This is a genomic window from Streptomyces sp. NPDC029014 (assembly GCF_055564695.1).
Window position 1 is genome coordinate 1 of the sequence record NZ_JBVHVT010000130.1, and the last position, 17,061, is coordinate 17,061.

At 71.2% G+C, this 17,061-nt stretch carries 13 protein-coding genes; 4 read left to right on the forward strand and 9 right to left on the reverse strand.

Annotated features, from left to right (window positions below; all coding sequences use genetic code 11):
* Positions 1 to 348: 348 nt before the first annotated feature.
* From ACZ4VL_RS38160 to thyX, 3 genes are all read right to left on the reverse strand, one after another.
* Positions 349 to 2,034, reverse strand: coding sequence for a ribonuclease J (locus tag ACZ4VL_RS38160; RefSeq protein ID WP_468209826.1), 1,686 nt, complete (start codon positions 2,032 to 2,034; stop codon positions 349 to 351).
* A 127-nt stretch (positions 2,035 to 2,161) separates the two neighbouring features.
* Positions 2,162 to 3,061, reverse strand: a complete 900-nt coding sequence (gene dapA, locus ACZ4VL_RS38165; RefSeq protein WP_468209829.1) for a 4-hydroxy-tetrahydrodipicolinate synthase — start codon at positions 3,059 to 3,061, stop codon at positions 2,162 to 2,164.
* Between the two features lie 256 nt (positions 3,062 to 3,317).
* Positions 3,318 to 4,058, reverse strand: a complete 741-nt coding sequence (gene thyX / locus ACZ4VL_RS38170; RefSeq protein ID WP_468209832.1) for an FAD-dependent thymidylate synthase — start codon at positions 4,056 to 4,058, stop codon at positions 3,318 to 3,320.
* Between the two features lie 237 nt (positions 4,059 to 4,295).
* On the opposite strand from thyX, the gene ACZ4VL_RS38175 reads away from it, so the two are divergent.
* Complete coding sequence (locus tag ACZ4VL_RS38175; protein ID WP_468209835.1) at positions 4,296 to 4,562, forward strand: hypothetical protein; 267 nt, start codon at positions 4,296 to 4,298, stop codon at positions 4,560 to 4,562.
* Between the two features lie 47 nt (positions 4,563 to 4,609).
* The gene (locus ACZ4VL_RS38180) at positions 4,610 to 5,176 is read left to right on the forward strand and encodes a hypothetical protein (protein WP_468209838.1); all 567 of its coding nucleotides are present in this window, start codon (positions 4,610 to 4,612) and stop codon (positions 5,174 to 5,176) included.
* Positions 5,177 to 5,209: 33 nt separating this feature from the next.
* Here the strand turns inward: ACZ4VL_RS38180 and ACZ4VL_RS38185 are convergent, their stop codons facing one another.
* From ACZ4VL_RS38185 to eccD, 6 genes are all read right to left on the reverse strand, one after another.
* A complete protein-coding gene (locus ACZ4VL_RS38185) occupies positions 5,210 to 5,662 on the reverse strand; it encodes a hypothetical protein (RefSeq protein WP_361102102.1) in 453 nt (150 codons plus the stop codon).
* A 20-nt stretch (positions 5,663 to 5,682) separates the two neighbouring features.
* Positions 5,683 to 6,438, reverse strand: a complete 756-nt coding sequence (gene dapB, locus ACZ4VL_RS38190) for a 4-hydroxy-tetrahydrodipicolinate reductase (RefSeq protein ID WP_468209840.1) — start codon at positions 6,436 to 6,438, stop codon at positions 5,683 to 5,685.
* Positions 6,439 to 6,551: 113 nt separating this feature from the next.
* The gene (locus tag ACZ4VL_RS38195; RefSeq protein WP_468209843.1) at positions 6,552 to 7,931 is read right to left on the reverse strand and encodes a M16 family metallopeptidase; all 1,380 of its coding nucleotides are present in this window, start codon (positions 7,929 to 7,931) and stop codon (positions 6,552 to 6,554) included.
* A complete protein-coding gene (locus ACZ4VL_RS38200) occupies positions 7,928 to 10,150 on the reverse strand; it encodes a polyribonucleotide nucleotidyltransferase (protein ID WP_468209853.1) in 2,223 nt (740 codons plus the stop codon). The genes ACZ4VL_RS38195 and ACZ4VL_RS38200 overlap by 4 nt, the downstream gene beginning before the upstream one ends.
* A gap of 318 nt (positions 10,151 to 10,468) precedes the next feature.
* A complete protein-coding gene (rpsO, locus tag ACZ4VL_RS38205) occupies positions 10,469 to 10,756 on the reverse strand; it encodes a 30S ribosomal protein S15 (protein ID WP_179173034.1) in 288 nt (95 codons plus the stop codon).
* A 167-nt stretch (positions 10,757 to 10,923) separates the two neighbouring features.
* The gene (gene eccD, locus ACZ4VL_RS38210; protein ID WP_468209847.1) at positions 10,924 to 12,432 is read right to left on the reverse strand and encodes a type VII secretion integral membrane protein EccD; all 1,509 of its coding nucleotides are present in this window, start codon (positions 12,430 to 12,432) and stop codon (positions 10,924 to 10,926) included.
* A 204-nt stretch (positions 12,433 to 12,636) separates the two neighbouring features.
* On the opposite strand from eccD, the gene eccCa reads away from it, so the two are divergent.
* The gene (gene eccCa / locus ACZ4VL_RS38215; RefSeq protein WP_468209850.1) at positions 12,637 to 16,602 is read left to right on the forward strand and encodes a type VII secretion protein EccCa; all 3,966 of its coding nucleotides are present in this window, start codon (positions 12,637 to 12,639) and stop codon (positions 16,600 to 16,602) included.
* A gap of 108 nt (positions 16,603 to 16,710) precedes the next feature.
* Positions 16,711 to 16,956, forward strand: a complete 246-nt coding sequence (locus ACZ4VL_RS38220) for a DUF397 domain-containing protein (protein WP_360628154.1) — start codon at positions 16,711 to 16,713, stop codon at positions 16,954 to 16,956.
* Positions 16,957 to 17,061: the final 105 nt, after the last annotated feature.

Here is a 17,061-nt window from a genome sequence, read left to right on the forward strand (position 1 = left end):
CGGGCTTTCGTTCTTGCGTTTCCCACTCTATCAGAGTGTTTCGCGCTTCGCTTTCCAGGTTCTTCGCTTTCGCGTTTTCCCTTTCCGGCGATTCCAACCTTACCAGACTCTTTTCCGTTCCGTTTCCGGTCCGGATTTCAATTCGGTGGCCGTTGGAGGGCCTTTCCCTTTCGGGCGGATCAGACCTTATCAGGTTTTCCTGGGGTCCGATTACCACCCGCTCGCACGACGAGTCCGGGCACAGGAGTGTGCCCGGGTTTGGTACGAGGTGGAGCCGTAAACGTACTGGAGCGGGGCCCCCGATGCAAATCGGGTTGCCCCGCTCCGGTGAAGCGGCTACGTCGGGGGTCAGACCTCGACGACGACCGGAAGGATCATCGGACGGCGGCGGTAGCCGTCCGAAACCCACTTGCCCATGGTCCGGCGGATGAGCTGCTGGATCTGGTGCGGCTCGGCGACGCCGTCGGCGGCCGCGCGGGCGATGGCCTCCTCGATCTTCGGCAGGACCGCGGTGAACGCCGAGTCCTCGATGCCGGAGCCGCGGGCCTGGATGTTCGGGCCGCTCACGACCTTGCCCGTGGTGCTGTCCACCACGACGAAGACCGAGACGATGCCCTCCTCGCCGAGGATCCGGCGGTCCTTCAGGGAGGTCTCCGTGACGTCGCCGACCGAGAGGCCGTCCACGTACACATAGCCCGCCTGGACCTTGCCGGCGATCCTGGCCTTGCCGTCGATGAGGTCGACGACGACGCCGTCCTCGGCGATCACGATGCGGTCCTTCGGGACGCCCGTCATCGCACCGAGCTCGGCGTTGGCGCGCAGGTGGCGCCACTCGCCGTGGACCGGCATGAGGTTCCGCGGCTTGCAGATGTTGTAGAAGTACAGCAGCTCGCCCGCGGACGCGTGGCCGGACACGTGCACCTTGGCGTTGCCCTTGTGCACGACGTTGGCGCCCCACCGGGTCAGGCCGTTGATCACGCGGTAGACCGCGTTCTCGTTGCCCGGGATCAGCGACGACGCCAGGATCACGGTGTCGCCGGGGACGATCCGGATCTGGTGGTCGCGGTTGGCCATGCGGGACAGGGCCGCCATCGGCTCGCCCTGGGAGCCCGTGCAGACCAGCACGACCTCGTCGTCCGGCAGGTCGTCGAGGGTCTTCACGTCCACGACCAGACCCGGCGGAACCCGCAGGTACCCCAGGTCACGCGCGATGCCCATGTTGCGGACCATCGAACGGCCCACGAAGGCGACCCGTCGGCCGTACTCGTGCGCCGCGTCCAGGACCTGCTGGATGCGGTGGACGTGGCTGGCGAAGCTCGCCACGATGATCCGCCGCTGCGCGCCGGCGAAGACGCCGCGGATCACGTTGGAGATGTCGCGCTCCGGCGGGACGAAGCCCGGGACCTCGGCGTTCGTCGAGTCCGACAGGAGGAGGTCGATGCCCTCCTCGCTCAGCCGCGCGAACGCGTGCAGGTCGGTCAGACGGTTGTCCATCGGGAGCTGGTCCATCTTGAAGTCGCCGGTGGCGACGACCAGGCCCGCGGGCGTGCGGATGGCGACCGCCAGCGCGTCCGGGATGGAGTGGTTGACCGCGATGAACTCACAGTCGAAGACGCCCAGGTTCTCGCGGTCGCCCTCCTTCACCTCGAGGGTGTAGGGGCGGATGCGGTGCTCCTGGAGCTTCGCCTCGATGAGCGCCAGCGTCAGCTTCGAGCCGATGAGCGGGATGTCCGGCTTCTCGCGCAGGAGGTACGGGACGGCACCGATGTGGTCCTCGTGACCGTGCGTGAGGACGATGCCCTCGATGTCGTCGAGCCGGTCCCGGATGGACGTGAAGTCCGGCAGGATCAGGTCGATGCCCGGCTGCTCCTCCTCGGGGAAGAGCACACCGCAGTCGACGATCAACAGTCGGCCGTCGAACTCGAAGACGGTCATGTTGCGGCCGATCTCGCCCAGGCCGCCGAGCGGGGTGACGCGCAGGCCGCCCTTGGGAAGCTTCGGGGGCGGGCCGAGCTCAGGGTGCGGATGGCTCAAAAGTCTCTCCTCACCACGCACGCCACGTGCCGTACCGGGCACGTGGCACGCATGTCAGTCGTGCATTCGTGCACTTGCATGTGTCTGTCTGTTACGGGTCGTGCCTATTCAGTTGTGAAGTCCGTTGTCAGAGCTCTACCCCGCCGGCAGCAAGATCGATCTTGAGCTGGGCGGTCTCCTCGGGGGTCAGCTCGACCAGCGGGAGCCGCAGCGGGCCGGCGGGCAGGCCCTGGAGGTTCAGGGCGCCCTTGGTGGTGATCACGCCCTGGGTGCGGAACATGCCGGTGAAGACCGGGAGCAGCTTCTGGTGGATCTCGGTGGCCTTCTGGACGTCGCCGCCGAGGTGGGCCTCGAGCATCGCGCGCAGCTCGGGGGCGACCACGTGGCCGACGACGGAGACGAAGCCGACGGCGCCGACCGACAGCAGCGGCAGGTTCAGCATGTCGTCGCCGGAGTACCAGGCGAGGCCGCTCTGGGCGATGGCCCAGCTGGCGCGGCCGAGGTCGCCCTTGGCGTCCTTGTTGGCCACGATGCGGGGGTGCTCGGCCAGCCGCACCAGGGTCTCGGTGTCGATCGGGACGCCGCTGCGGCCGGGGATGTCGTACAGCATCACCGGGAGCCCGGTGGCGTCGGCGATGGCCGTGAAGTGCCGGTAGAGGCCCTCCTGCGGCGGCTTGTTGTAGTACGGCGTGACGGCCAGCAGGCCGTGCGCGCCGGTGCGCTCGGCCTGGCGGGCGAGCTCCAGCGTGTGGCGGGTGTCGTTCGTCCCGATGCCGGCGACGACGTGGGCACGGTCGCCGACGGCCTCCAGGACGGCTCGTACGAGGTCGTTTTTCTCCGCGTCGGTGGTGGTCGGGGACTCACCGGTGGTCCCGTTGACGATCAGGCCGTCGTTGCCTGCGTCCACCAGGTGGACGGCGAGCCGCTGCGCGCCGTCGAGGTCGAGTGCGCCATCCGCCGTGAACGGCGTGATCATGGCGGTGAGGACCCGCCCGAAGGGGGTCTGCGGAGTCGAGATCGGAGCCATGGGTAACACGCTACTCGCTGCCACGCTCGCAGTGACCCCTCGGGGGACGTAACGGAGGCGCGCCTTCCTGTGGCGGTCGGGAGGGTGCTTGGAGCCCGGCACTGCCTGCTCGGGGGTTCAAGCAGTGCCGGGTCCGTTTGATCAGCCTAGATGAACTTCACGAAACGTCGCAATACGGACACTTCGGACTTAGTTCCGTACATCTGTACGGATCCGGCGGTTGGCCGACCGCCGAGCCCTTCCCGGCCCTCCCCGCTCACGGGGCGATGCGGCCGTTCGCGTTGAAGGCGGCGTACGTGAGCGGCATCAGCTTGGCCCAGTGCTGCTCCATCTTCTCGCCCACCATCTCGATCTCCCGCTGCGGGAAGGACGGCACCTGCGCGAGCTCGTGCTGGGTGCGCAGCCCCAGGAAGTGCATCAGCGAGCGCGCGTTGCAGGTGGCGTACATCGAGGAGAACAGGCCGACGGGCAGGACCGAGCGGGCCACCTCGCGGGCCACGCCCGCCGCCAGCATCTCCTGGTACGACTCGTAGGCCTGGCGGTACGAGTCCTCCATGATCCGGCCGGTGAGCTCCAGCTGCGCCTCGGTGCCCTCGACGAAGACGTACTTGCCCGGGCGGCCCTCCTGGACCAGCTTGCGCTCCGCGTCCGGGACGTAGAACACCGGCTCGAGCTCCCTGTAGCGGCCCGACTCCTCGTTGTACGACCAGCCGACGCGGTGCCGCATGAACTCGCGGAACACGAAGATCGGGGCGCTGATGAAGAAGGTCATCGAGTTGTGCTCGAAGGGGCTGCCGTGGCGGTCCCGCATCAGGTAGTTGATGAGGCCCTTGGAGCGCTCCGGGTCCTTCTGCAGCTCGTCGAGCGACATCTCGCCGGCCGTCGAGACCCGGGCGGCCCACAGCACGTCCGAGTCGGCGGCGGTGTGCTTGACCAGTTCCACCGTCACATCACTGCGGAAAATGGGTTTCAGGGCGGGGGCGGCGGTCTCGCTCACCGGGGATCCTTCCGGACGACCTACAGGGGGCGCGCCCACTCTACGGCGCCCGTCACGGCACTTCTCGCACGCGCCCCCGAGGCGCCCCGACGTCAGCGCGCCTGACGGAGCGCCACGAAATATTCCCCGTTGTCCCGAATTCCGGCACCAATCGGGCGGTTCGTACGTCCTACGGGTAGCACCCCCGTGTCCGACCTCCGCCCCGCACCGGGGCCCGACCGCGAGGAGAGCCGTCCCATGCCCCTCCCCCAGCTCCCGCCGGGTGGCAGCCCCCGGCGCGAGCCCGTCCCGTTCGCCTTCGTCGCCGAGGCCGACCGCTTCCGCAGCAATGTCACTCCGCCGCCGCGCGAGCGCCTGAGCAGGACCCAGTTGGCCGCCCGTAGTCTGGTCGGTCTGACCGTGGTGGCGGGGCTCGTCGGCTCCCTGCTCTTCGGCGTTCCCGCACTGCAGCCCCAGCAGGCGCCCGCCAAGTCGCAGCAGTCGGAGGCCTCCGACGGGCGGTAGCCTCACGGGCAAGCCCAACCGAACGTGCATGTGAGTGAGGTCCCGCCGTGCCCCTGTCCTTCCTGACGGCCGACGGCGCGTTCGACGCGCAAGAGGAAGAAGACGTCCCGCTCGCCCATCACGACCTCGACCGCTGGCGCCGGCCCCACCGGCCCGGTCCCTGGCGGGTGGCGGGCTCCGCCGTACTGCTGCTGCTCGCGGCGTTCATGCTGCTCGCCACCATGATCATCGCCTTCGCGGGCACCTGGGCCGGGGCGACCGTCTGCCTCGTCGCCGCGCTCAGCGTCGTCGGCACCGCGCTGCGGATGCTGATGACGGGCGTGTGGGTGAGTCGTGCGGGGCTGCGCCGGGTCGGGGTCTTCAGCGCCCGCTCGGTCCCCTGGGACGAGATCACGGAGCTCCGCACGGTGCAGCAGCCGGTGCGCTGGCTCGGGCTGCCGAGGACGGTGCAGGGCCAGGCCCTGATCGCGACGTGCCGCAGCGGCGCGGAGCTGCCGGCGCTGCTGACCGACCAGAACGCCGACTTCCTGTCCCGGGGCGAAGCCTTCCGACGGGCCGTCGACACGGTCGAGGCCTGGGCCGAGGAGTACCGGACGGTGCGCGCCGCCGCCTGAGGCGCACGGCGCGCACGGGAGCCCGTACGGGGATCAGACCTGTACGGGCTTCCTGTCGTGCAGGGCGATGGCCCGCATCATGGCCTTGCGCGCCCGCGGGGTGTCGCGGGCGTCGTGGTAGGCGACCGCGAGGCGGAACCAGCTGCGCCAGTCGCCCGGCGCGTCCTCCGTCTCGGCCTTGCGGCGTGCGAAGACCTCGTCGGCGGAGTCCCGCAGGATCCGCCCGTACTGGTCCCGCTCCAGCTCGTCGACGGGCAGCCCGCCCTCGGCCTCCAGCTCGGCGGCCAGTTGGTTGGCCCGGGTGACGAACCGGGTGTTCTTCCACAGGAACCAGATGCCGATGACCGGCAGGATGAGCACGGCCGTGCCGAAGGTGACCGTCAGCCAGGTGCCCTGCTCGATCAGCAGCAGGCCCCGGCTACCGACCAGGACGAAGTAGACGACCAGGACGGCGGCCGTGATGAAATAGGTGATCTTCGCGCGCATGGGGTGTTGCCGCCTGCTCGTCAGCCGAGGTCGAGGAAGTTTTCCAGGCCGAAGGTGAGGCCCGGGGTCTCCACCACGCGCCGCACGCCGAGCAGGATGCCCGGCATGAAGCTGCTGTGGTGCAGGGAGTCGTGACGGATGGTCAGGGTTTCGCCCTCCGCGCCGAGCAGCACCTCCTGGTGGGCCAGCAGGCCGCGCAGGCGGATCGCGTGCACCGGGACGCCGTCGACGTCCGCGCCGCGGGCGCCGTCCAGCGCGGTGGCCGTGGCGTCGGGCTGCGGGGCGCAACCTGCCTCGGCGCGGGCCGCGGCGATGAGCTGGGCGGTGCGGGTGGCCGTGCCGGAGGGGGCGTCGACCTTGTTCGGGTGGTGCAGCTCCACGACCTCGACGGACTCGAAGTAGCGGGCGGCCTGGGCGGCGAACTTCATGGTGAGGACGGCGCCGATGGAGAAGTTGGGGGCGATGAGCACGCCGGTCCCGGGGAACCCGGCGAGCCAGCCCCGCAGCTGGCCGAGGCGGTCCTCGGTCCAGCCGGTGGTGCCGACGACGGCGTGGATGCCGTGGCGGAGGCAGAAGTCGAGGTTGCCCATGACGGACCCGGGGGTGGTCAGCTCGACGGCGACCTGGGCACCGGTCTCGGCCAGCGTCTCCAGCTTGTCCCCGCGGGTGAGCGCGGCGACCAGCTCCATGTCCTCGGCGGCCTCGACGGCCCGGACGGCTTCGGATCCGATGCGCCCCTGCGCACCGAGTACCGCGACCCGCAGCTTGCTGCTCATGCGTACTTCCTTCGCTTCCACTGGACGTGGCGGCCAGGCCGCCGGGGGTGTGGGCGGGGCGACGGCCGGCCGTCCCCGAAGGGGGGCCGGCCCTCGCCCCTGCCGCGCATGGCTCAGGCCACCGCCTCGTCGAGGCGGGCGGCCTGCTTCTCCTTCAGCGGGCCCATCACCGCGAGCGACGGTCGCTGGGCCAGTACGTCCCGGGCGACCGAGCGGACGTCGTCCGGGGTCACGGCGGCGATCTCGGCCAGCATGTCGTCGACCGACATCTGGTCGCCCCAGCACAGCTCGCTCTTGCCGATCCGGTTCATGATCGCGCCGGTGTCCTCCAACCCGAGGACGGTGGAGCCGGACAGCTGGCCGATGGCCCGCTTGATCTCCTCGTCCGTGAGGCCGTCCGCGACGACCTTCCCGAGCTCGTCGCGGCAGATCCGGAGCACGTCGTGGACCTGGCTGGGGCGGCAGCCCGCGTACACGCCGAACAGGCCGGTGTCGGCGAAGGCGGAGGTGTACGAGTACACGCTGTACGCCAGGCCGCGCTTCTCCCGGACCTCCTGGAAGAGCCGGGAGGACATGCCGCCGCCGAGGGCGGTGTTCAGCACGCCCAGGGCCCAGCGCCGGTCGTCGGTGCGGGCGAGGCCCGGCATGCCGAGGACGACGTGGGCCTGCTCGGTCTTGCGGCTGACCAGGTCGACGCGGCCGGAGGTGCGGATCCGCTTGCTGCCGCCGCGGGGACCGATCGGTGCGGCGTCGGTGCGTCCGAGGGCGCCGGCCCGCTCGAAGGCCGCGCGGACCTGGCGTACGACCTTGGCGTGGTCGACGTTGCCGGCGGCGGCCACCACCAGGTGGGTGGGATCGTAGTGCTTGCGGTAGAAGCGGTGGATCCGCTCGGCACCGAGGGCGTTGATCGTGTCGACGGTACCGAGGACGGGACGGCCCAGCGGGGAGTCGCCGAACATGGTGTGCGCGAACAGGTCGTGCACGCAGTCGCCCGGGTCGTCCTCGGTCATCGCGATCTCTTCGAGGATGACACCGCGCTCGGCGTCGACGTCCTCCTCGCGGATCAGCGAGCCGGTGAGCATGTCGCAGACGACGTCGATCGCCAGCGGCAGGTCGGTGTCGAGCACCCGCGCGTAGTAGCAGGTGTACTCCTTCGCCGTGAAGGCGTTCATCTCGCCGCCGACCGCGTCGATCGCGGAGGAGATGTCGAGGGCGCTGCGCTTGCCGGTGCCCTTGAAGAGGAGGTGTTCGAGGTAGTGCGTGGCGCCGTTGAGCGAGGGCGTCTCGTCACGGGAGCCCACGTGCGCCCAGATGCCGAAGGTGGCGGAGCGGACGGAGGGCAGCGTCTCGGTGACGATGCGCAGTCCGCCGGGGAGGACGGTACGCCGGACGGTGCCGATGCCGTTCTGACCCTTGAGCAGGGTTTGGGTACGGGCGACGGCCCGCCCCTCCGAAGAGGGGCGGGCCGTCACACGGGAACTACGCGACGTCACTTGTCGGAGTCGTCCTTGTCGGCGTCGGCGTCGGCGTCCTCGCCCTCGATCACGGGGATCAGGGAGAGCTTGCCGCGCTGGTCGATCTCGGCGATCTCGACCTGGACCTTGGCGCCGACCGCGAGCACGTCCTCGACGTTCTCCACGCGCTTGCCACCGGCGAGCTTGCGGATCTGCGAGATGTGCAGCAGCCCGTCCTTGCCCGGGAGCAGGGAGACGAAGGCACCGAAGGTGGTGGTCTTGACGACCGTACCCAGGTAGCGCTCGCCGACCTCCGGCATGGTCGGGTTGGCGATCGAGTTGATCGTGGCGCGGGCGGCCTCGGCGGCCGGGCCGTCGGAGGCACCGATGTAGATGGTGCCGTCGTCCTCGATCGTGATCTCGGCGCCGGTGTCCTCCTGGATCTGGTTGATCATCTTGCCCTTGGGGCCGATGACCTCACCGATCTTGTCCACCGGGATCTTGACGGTGATGATCCGCGGGGCGAACGGGGACATCGCGTCCGGCGTGTCGATCGCTTCCATCATCACGTCGAGGATGTGGAGGCGGGCGTCGCGGGCCTGCTTGAGGGCCGCGGCCAGGACGGAGGCCGGGATGCCGTCCAGCTTGGTGTCCAGCTGGAGCGCGGTGACGAACTCCTTGGTGCCGGCGACCTTGAAGTCCATGTCGCCGAAGGCGTCCTCCGCACCGAGGATGTCGGTGAGGGCGACGTAGTGCGTCTTGCCGTCGATCTCCTGGGAGATCAGACCCATGGCGATACCGGCGACGGGGGCCTTGAGGGGCACACCGGCGTTCAGCAGCGACATGGTGGAGGCGCAGACCGAGCCCATGGACGTCGAGCCGTTGGAGCCGAGGGCCTCGGACACCTGACGGATCGCGTAAGGGAACTCCTCGCGGGTCGGGAGGACCGGCACGATCGCGCGCTCGGCGAGCGCGCCGTGGCCGATCTCGCGGCGCTTCGGCGAACCGACGCGGCCGGTCTCGCCGACGGAGTACGGCGGGAAGTTGTAGTTGTGCATGTAGCGCTTGCGGGTCACCGGGGAGAGGGTGTCCAGCTGCTGCTCCATGCGGAGCATGTTGAGGGTGGTGACGCCCAGGATCTGGGTCTCGCCACGCTCGAACAGGGCGGAGCCGTGGACCCGCGGGATCGCCTCGACCTCGGCGGCCAGGGTGCGGATGTCGGTGACGCCGCGGCCGTCGATGCGGACCTTGTCCTTGATGACGCGCTCGCGGACCAGGGCCTTGGTCAGGCTGCGGTAAGCGGCGGAGATCTCCTTCTCGCGGCCCTCGAAGGCCGGGAGGAGCTTCTCGGCGGCGAGCTCCTTGACGCGGTCCAGCTCGGTCTCGCGGTCCTGCTTGCCGGCGATGGTCAGGGCCTGGGCCAGCTCACCGCGGACGGCCTGCTCCAGGGCGGCGAAGACGTCGTCCTCGTAGTCCAGGAAGACCGGGAACTCGCCCTCGGGCTTGGCGGCCTTCGCGGCGAGGTCCGACTGGGCCTTGCACAGGACCTTGATGAACGGCTTCGCGGCCTCGAGACCGGCGGCGACGACCTCCTCGGTCGGCGCCTCGGCGCCGCCCTTGACGAGGGTGATGGTCTGCTCGGTGGCCTCGGCCTCGACCATCATGATCGCGACGTCGCCGTCCTCCAGGACACGGCCGGCGACGACCATGTCGAAGACGGCGTCCTCGAGCTCGGAGTGCGTCGGGAACGCGACCCACTGGCCCTTGATCAGCGCGACGCGGACGCCGCCGATCGGACCGGAGAAGGGCAGGCCGGCGAGCTGGGTGGACGCGGACGCGGCGTTGATCGCGATGACGTCGTACAGGTGGTCCGGGTTCAGCGCCATGACGGTGGCGACGACCTGGATCTCGTTGCGCAGGCCCTTCTTGAAGGACGGGCGCAGCGGGCGGTCGATCAGGCGGCAGGTGAGGACCGCGTCCTCGGAGGGCCGGCCCTCGCGGCGGAAGAACGAGCCGGGGATCTTGCCGGCCGCGTACTGCCGCTCTTCGACGTCGACCGTCAGGGGGAAGAAGTCGAGCTGGTCCTTGGGCTTCTTCGACGCGGTGGTGGCGGACAGCACCATCGTGTCGTCGTCCAGGTAGGCGACGGCGGAGCCGGCGGCCTGGCGGGCCAGACGGCCCGTCTCGAAGCGGATCGTACGGGTGCCGAAGGAACCGTTGTCAATGACGGCCTCGGCGTAGTGGGTCTCGTTCTCCACTAGCGTTTTCTCCATTTTCGTCGTCTCCGTCCGCGGCCCGTGTGGCGGCGGACGGCCGGAGAAGCGCTCCTTGCGTGCGGGCCGGTCTTCGATCGAAGTACCCGGTTCGGCGCCCGTCGGGCATTTTCCGGGTACCACTACCGAGGACCGGCGGCGTAGGAGGGCGCTCCTCCCTCTTCAGTTGTGCACCGCAGTGCGACGCGCACGTGCGTCCAGACTACAAAGCGGCGGGTACGTCGCGCACGCAGAGCGGGCGCACGGCACGTACGGCAAAGGGAGCGGCCCCCGCAACGTGGGAACCGCTCCCTTCTCAGCGTCTTACTTGGCGCCGGCCGCACCGCGGCGGATGCCGAGGCGGTCGACCAGGGTACGGAAGCGCTGGATGTCCTTCTTGGCCAGGTACTGCAGCAGGCGGCGGCGCTGGCCGACGAGGATCAGCAGACCACGGCGGGAGTGGTGGTCGTGCTTGTGGGCCTTCAGGTGCTCGGTCAGGTCCGAGATACGGCGGGACAGCATCGCGACCTGGACCTCGGGGGAGCCGGTGTCGCCCTCCTTGGTACCGAACTCGGCCATGATCTGCTTCTTCGTGGCGGCGTCGAGCGACACGTTTACTCCTCTTGGGTGTTTCGTGGCCACCGAGTGCCCCAGGTCGTAGTCTCTGGGGGTCTTCGGTTACTCGGGTGGCGGGTCCGCTGAGCGCAGTCCCCGGAGGTTTCCGGGGTGCGTACACAAACGGCCGTCACACAGCGTACCAGGCCGCACTGCGTCGTGTCTCAGCTGGTGAGCGAGCGGGCCCGGGAATAGACGTCGAGGACGGCCAGGGCCAGCGGGACCAGGCTGAGCAGGACGGCCGCCTCCGTGAGGTCGAGCAGCCGCCCCCAGAAGGGTGACAGACCCTTGCGGGGTATGACCAGCGCAATTCCGGCGAGGAGGGCCGCGCCGGCGGCGACCGCGGCGGACAGCCAGATCGTACGGAGGTCCAGGCCGCCGCGGTCGTGGTAGCGGGTGAGCTCCACCAGCAGGTCGGCCGGCGGGTGCAGGGCCAGGCCCAGGATCAGCAGGGCGACGGCGGCCAGGCCGGCGGCCAGGGCGCACACGACCTGGGAGGTGTAGCGGAAGAGCCGGGCGCGCAGCAGCATGGCGAGGCCGGTGGCCAGGGCCAGGAGCCGGCCCCAGGTGTCGTCGGAGAACCCGAGGACGGCGGCGGAGCCGACGGCGACCGCGGCGCAGCCGGCGACGAGGCCGAGCAGCATCTCGTGGCCGCGGCGGGCCTGGGTGGCGATGGCGTCGGCGTCGAGCGGGGTGCCGGCTTCGCCCTGGTCGGTGCCGGTGGCGGGGTCGCCGTACGGCTCGGCCTCGTAGCGGTCCGGGGTCTCGTAGGCCTCGACGGCGCTCTGCGGGGCGGCGTAGCCGATGGGCAGCCGGGCGAAGCGGGCGGAGAGGCCGGGCAGGAAGGCGACGAGGCCGATGGCGACGGGGGCGCAGCCGGCGGCGGTGGCGGTGGCGGAGGCCTCGGTGACGACGGCGAGGAAGGTGGCCAGGGTGCCGGTGGCGGCGAGGAAGGTGGCGGCGACGAACGGGGCGTCGCCGTTCGGGGTGAGCGCGACCAGGGCGACGGAGGCGACCAGGACGCAGACGCAGCCGAGCAGGAACTGCAGCCGGCCGGGTCCCTGGCCGGCGGCGGGGGCGACGATGCCGGAGCCGGCGATCAGCAGCTGCGGCAGGGCGCCGAGGCCGAGGGCGACGGCGGAGCCGCGGTCGCGGTAGACGCGGGCGCGGACGCCGGCGGCGGCGGTCAGCAGGAGGCCGAGTGCGCCGGCGATGATGCCGGGCAGGCCGTGCATGTCGTGCCGGACGGGGTCGGCGTACCAGAGGACGAAGCCGAGCAGGACGAGGAGGACGGCGGCTCCGGCCAGGCCCGCGCCGCGCAGCATGTCGTCGCTCCACAGGTGGCGGTCGCGGACGACGGCGGAGGCGACGGCGTCGGAGACGTCGTCGAAGACGGCGGGCGGCAGCGACTCGGCGAACGGGCGGAGGCTGAGCACCTCGCCGTCGAGGACCTGCTGGGCGGCGAGGCTGCGGGCGCCGTCGAGGACGGTGCCGTCGCGGCGGACGAGGTGGTAGCCGGTGGGCGTGCCGACGGGCTGGGTCTGGCCGGTGAGGCGCAGCAGTTCGGGGTGGATGTCGGCGACGGCGATGTCCTCGGGGAGGGCGACGTCGATGCGGCTGTCGGGGGCCACGACGGTGACCCTGCAGAAGCCCGTCGCTGCGGCCGTACTCACCTGTGGGACCCCCTGATCGGCGGAGCTGGTGCGCGCCGCGGCCGTGTCGGATTCGCGGATGCGCATACTGCGCGGGCCACCCTACCGGGAGTATGCATGACAGTCGGCAAGTAGGATCACCGTCGCGCGCGGAGAGCCCCTTCGCGCGCGGGACTTGGGGCGCCGCAGCAGCGTCCGGTCCGCTTTCGAGGGATTGATGCTCCGGTGAGTCAGATCGTCGTCAAACGCCCGCCGCGGTCCCTGCCGCCCGAAGTCCCTTCGGACGAACTGAGGCTCGAGGCTCCGCCGGAGCTTCCCCGGGGGCAGCAGGAGGGCATGCTGATGCAGCTCCTGCCGATGCTGGGCATGGGTTCCTCGGTCGTCTTCTTCTTCATGCCGGGCGCGGCGCCGTTCATGCGCATCATGGGCGTGCTGATGCTGGTGTCGACGGTGGCGATGGTCATCGCGCAGCTGGTCCGACACCGCCGCGGTACGCAGGGGCAAATGGCCGATGTGCGCAGGGACTACCTGAAATACCTCGCGCAGACGCGCCGTCAGGTGCGCCGGACCGCACGGGCGCAGCGCGACGCGCAGTTGTACCTGCACCCGGCGCCGGAGCAGTTGTGGTCGGTGGTGGCCGAGGGCTCGCGGCTGTGGGAACGGCGCGTGGGCGACGCCGACTTCGGGCAGGCCCGGCTGGGGCTGGGCGCGCAGCGGCTGGCGACGCCGCTGGTGGCGCCGGACACCGCGCCGGTGGACGAGCTGGAGCCGCTGACGGCGGGCGCGATGCAGCGGTTCCTGAAGGTGCACTCCTCGCTGGACGGGCTGCCGGTGGCGGTGTCGCTGCGGGCCTTCTACCACGTGACGGTCTCCGGGGAGCCGGAGTCGGCGCGCGGCGCGGCCCGGGCGGTGGTGGCGCAGCTGGCGACGCTGCACTCGCCCGACGACGTGGTGGTGGCCGTGGTGGCCGCGCCGGGCGCGGTGGAGGCGTGGGACTGGGTGAAGTGGCTGCCGCACACCCAGGTGCCGGGGCAGGTCGACGGGGCGGGCAGCAAGCGGCTGTTCGGCGACGACCTGACGGAGGTGGAGGCGCTGCTGGCGCCGCGGCTGGAGGGGCGGCCGCGGTTCGGCCGGGACAGCTCCCCCGTGCTGGACCAGCCGCACCTGGTCATCGTCCTGGACGCCAACTCCCGCGGCGGGCTGGTGCCTGCCGAGTCGGCGTTCGCGGCGGCCGAGGGCCTGCAGGGCGTGACGATCGTCGAGGTGATCGCGGGTGAGCTGGACGAGCCGCGCGGCGGGCTGTCGGTCGTGGCGCGGCCGGGGAAGCTGCGCCTGGAATCGGGGGGCGGGGTCGCGTACGAGGGCCTGCCGGACAGCCTGTCGCTGCCGGCGGCCGAGGCGCTCGCACGGCAGCTGGCGCCGCTGCGCACCGGCGGCGGTGACGACGACGAGCCGCTGCTGGCCAACCTGGACTTCACGGACCTGCTGAACCTGGGCGACGCGGCGTCGATCGACGTGGCCCGGACCTGGCGGCCGCGGTCGGCCGGTGAGCGGCTGCGCGTGCCGATCGGTGTGGGCGAGGACGGCTCGCCGGTGATGCTGGACCTGAAGGAGGCGGCGCAGGAGGGCATGGGCCCGCACGGGCTGTGCGTCGGTGCGACGGGTTCGGGCAAGTCGGAGCTGCTGCGCACGCTGGTGCTGGGCCTGGCGGTCACGCACACCTCGGAGACGCTGAACTTCGTCCTCGCGGACTTCAAGGGCGGTGCGACGTTCACCGGCATGGGGCAGATGCCGCACGTCGCGGCGGTCATCACCAACCTGGCGGACGACCTGACGCTGGTGGACCGCATGGGCGACTCGATCCGCGGCGAGCTGCAGCGCCGTCAGGAGCTGCTGCGCTCGGCGGGCAACTACGCGAACATCCACGACTACGAGAAGGCGCGCGCGGCGGGTGCCCCGCTGGAGCCGCTGGCCTCGCTGGTGCTGGTGATCGACGAGTTCAGCGAGCTGCTCACCGCGAAGCCCGATTTCATCGACATGTTCATCCAGATCGGCCGCATCGGCCGTTCGCTGGGCGTGCACCTGCTGCTGGCCTCGCAGCGCCTGGAGGAGGGCAAGCTGCGGGGGCTGGACACGTACCTGTCGTACCGGATCGGTCTGCGGACCTTCTCGGCGGCGGAGTCGCGCACGGCGATCGGTGTGCCGGACGCCTACCACCTGCCCTCGGTGCCGGGTTCGGGCTACTTGAAGTTCGGCACGGACGAGATGGTGCGCTTCAAGGCGGCGTACGTATCGGGCACCTACCGCTCGGGCGGGCGGGAGCTGTCGGTGGGCCGGTTCCCGGTGGAGCGGCGGCCCGCGCTGTTCACGGCGGCACCGGTGCCGGTGGTGTACGCGGCCCCGGACCCGGCGTACCTGGCGGCGCAGGCCGAGCAGGAGGACGACGCGCTCGCGGACACGGTGCTGGACGTGATCGTGTCCCGGCTGGAGGGGCAGGGGGTGCCGGCGCACCAGGTGTGGCTTCCGCCGCTGGACCGGGCTCCGGCGCTGGACCAGCTGCTGCCGGCGCTGGCGGCGTCGGCGGAGCGCGGGCTGCACGCGGACGGGTACACGCGGCCGGGCGGGCTGGTGGTGCCGCTCGGGCTGATCGACAAGCCGTTCGAGCAGCGGCGCGAGGTGCTCTACCGGGACTTCTCGGGTGCGGCGGGCCACATGATGGTGGTCGGCGGTCCGCAGTCGGGCAAGTCGACGCTGATGAGGACGCTGATCTCCGCGTTCGCGCTCACGCACACCCCGCGCGAGGTGCAGTTCTACGGGCTGGACTTCGGCGGCGGCGGTCTGTCGGCGGTGGCGGAACTGCCGCACGTCGGCGGGATCGCCTCGCGCCTGGACCCGGAGCGGGTGCGGCGCACGGTCGCGGAGGTGGGCGGCATCCTCAACCGCCGCGAGGAGTTCTTCCGGGCCCACGGGATCGACTCGATCGGCACCTACCGGCGCAAGCGTGCCGCGGGCGAGCTGCCCGGCGAGGCGTGGGGCGACGTGTTCCTCGTCATCGACGGCTGGGGCGGTTTCCGCGGCGAGTACGACGGCCTGGAGCCGGTGGTCACGGACATCGCGTCGCGCGGTCTGGGCTACGGCATCCACGTGGTGATCACGGCGGCGCGCTACATGGAGGTCCGGGCCGCGCTGAAGGACCAGGTGCTGGGCCGGCTGGAGCTGCGGCTCGGTGACGTCATGGACTCCGAGTTCGACCGGAAGGTCGCGGCGAACGTCCCGACGGGCATGCCGGGTCGCGGCCAGGTGCCGGAGAAGCTGCACTTCCTGGGGGCGCTGCCGCGGATCGACGGCTCGCACGACGTGGAGGAGCTGTCGGACGCGACGGCCGCGTTCGTGTCGGCGGTGAAGCAGAACTGGTCGGGTCCGGCGGCGCCGGGCGTGCGGCTGCTGCCGCGGCTGCTGCACGCGGACCAGCTGCCGCGCGGCGGGGACTTCCCCGAGCGCGGCATCGCGATCGGCATCGACGAGACGGACCTGGAGCCGGTGTTCGTCGACTTCGAGACGGACCCGTTCCTCCTCGTCTTCGGCGAGAGCGAATCGGGCAAGACGAACCTGCTGCGCCTCGTCGCGCAGCAGATCGCCCAGCGGTACAGCCCGGACCAGGCCCGGCTGGTCGTCGGCGACTACCGGCGCACCCTGCTGGGGGCGCTGCCGGAGGAGCACCTGTTGGAGTACGCGCCGATGGCGAGCTCCCTGCAGATGCACATGGAGGCGCTGGGCGGCGTGTTCGCCCGGCGGCAGCCGCCGGAGGACGTCACCCCCCAGCAGCTGCGGGACCGCAGCTGGTGGACGGGCCCGGACGTGTACATCATCATCGACGACTTCGACCTGGTGGCCACCAGCCAGGGCAATCCGCTGGGGCCGCTGGTGGAGTACCTGCCGTTCGCCCGGGACACGGGGGTCCGGTTCATCATCGCGCGGAACTCCGCGGGGGCCTCGCGGTCGCTGTACGAGCCGTTCATGCAGCGCATCAAGGAGCTGGGCGCGCAGGGCGTGGTGCTGTCGGGCGATCCGTCCGAGGGCGACCTGATCGGCACCGTGCGGCCGCGGCCGATGCCGCCGGGCCGGGCGTTCTTCTCCTCGCGCCGGCGGGGGACGTCGCTGGTCCAGCTGGGCCGGATGCCGGGGGCCTGAGCCGGCCGGCACCGCGGGAGCGGAGGATGATCCGCCGGAAACGCTCCCGCGGTGCGGGCCGGAGCCCCGATAATCGGCGGGGTAGGACCGCCGAGGGAGAGGCCGCACATGGGCACCCAGCAGGAGAAGGACGAGCTGTACGCGCTCGACATCAGCGGCGTGGAGTGGGAGGGCCCGCCCGGGACCACCCCCGACGAGGAGCGGGTCGAGATCGCCCGGCTGCCCGAGGGCGCGGTGGCCATGCGGTCCTCGCTGGACCGGGACACGGTGCTGCGCTACACGGCGGCCGAGTGGGAGGCGTTCGTCCTCGGCGCCCGGGACGGGGAGTTCGACCTCGACCGCGGGCCGCACTGACACCGGCACGGGCCGGGGGGGAAGGGGGGGGGGGGGGGGGGGGGGGGGGGGGTGCTTCTGTCGGGCCGGCGGGGGGGGGGTTCGGGGGGGAGGGGTGTGGTCGGG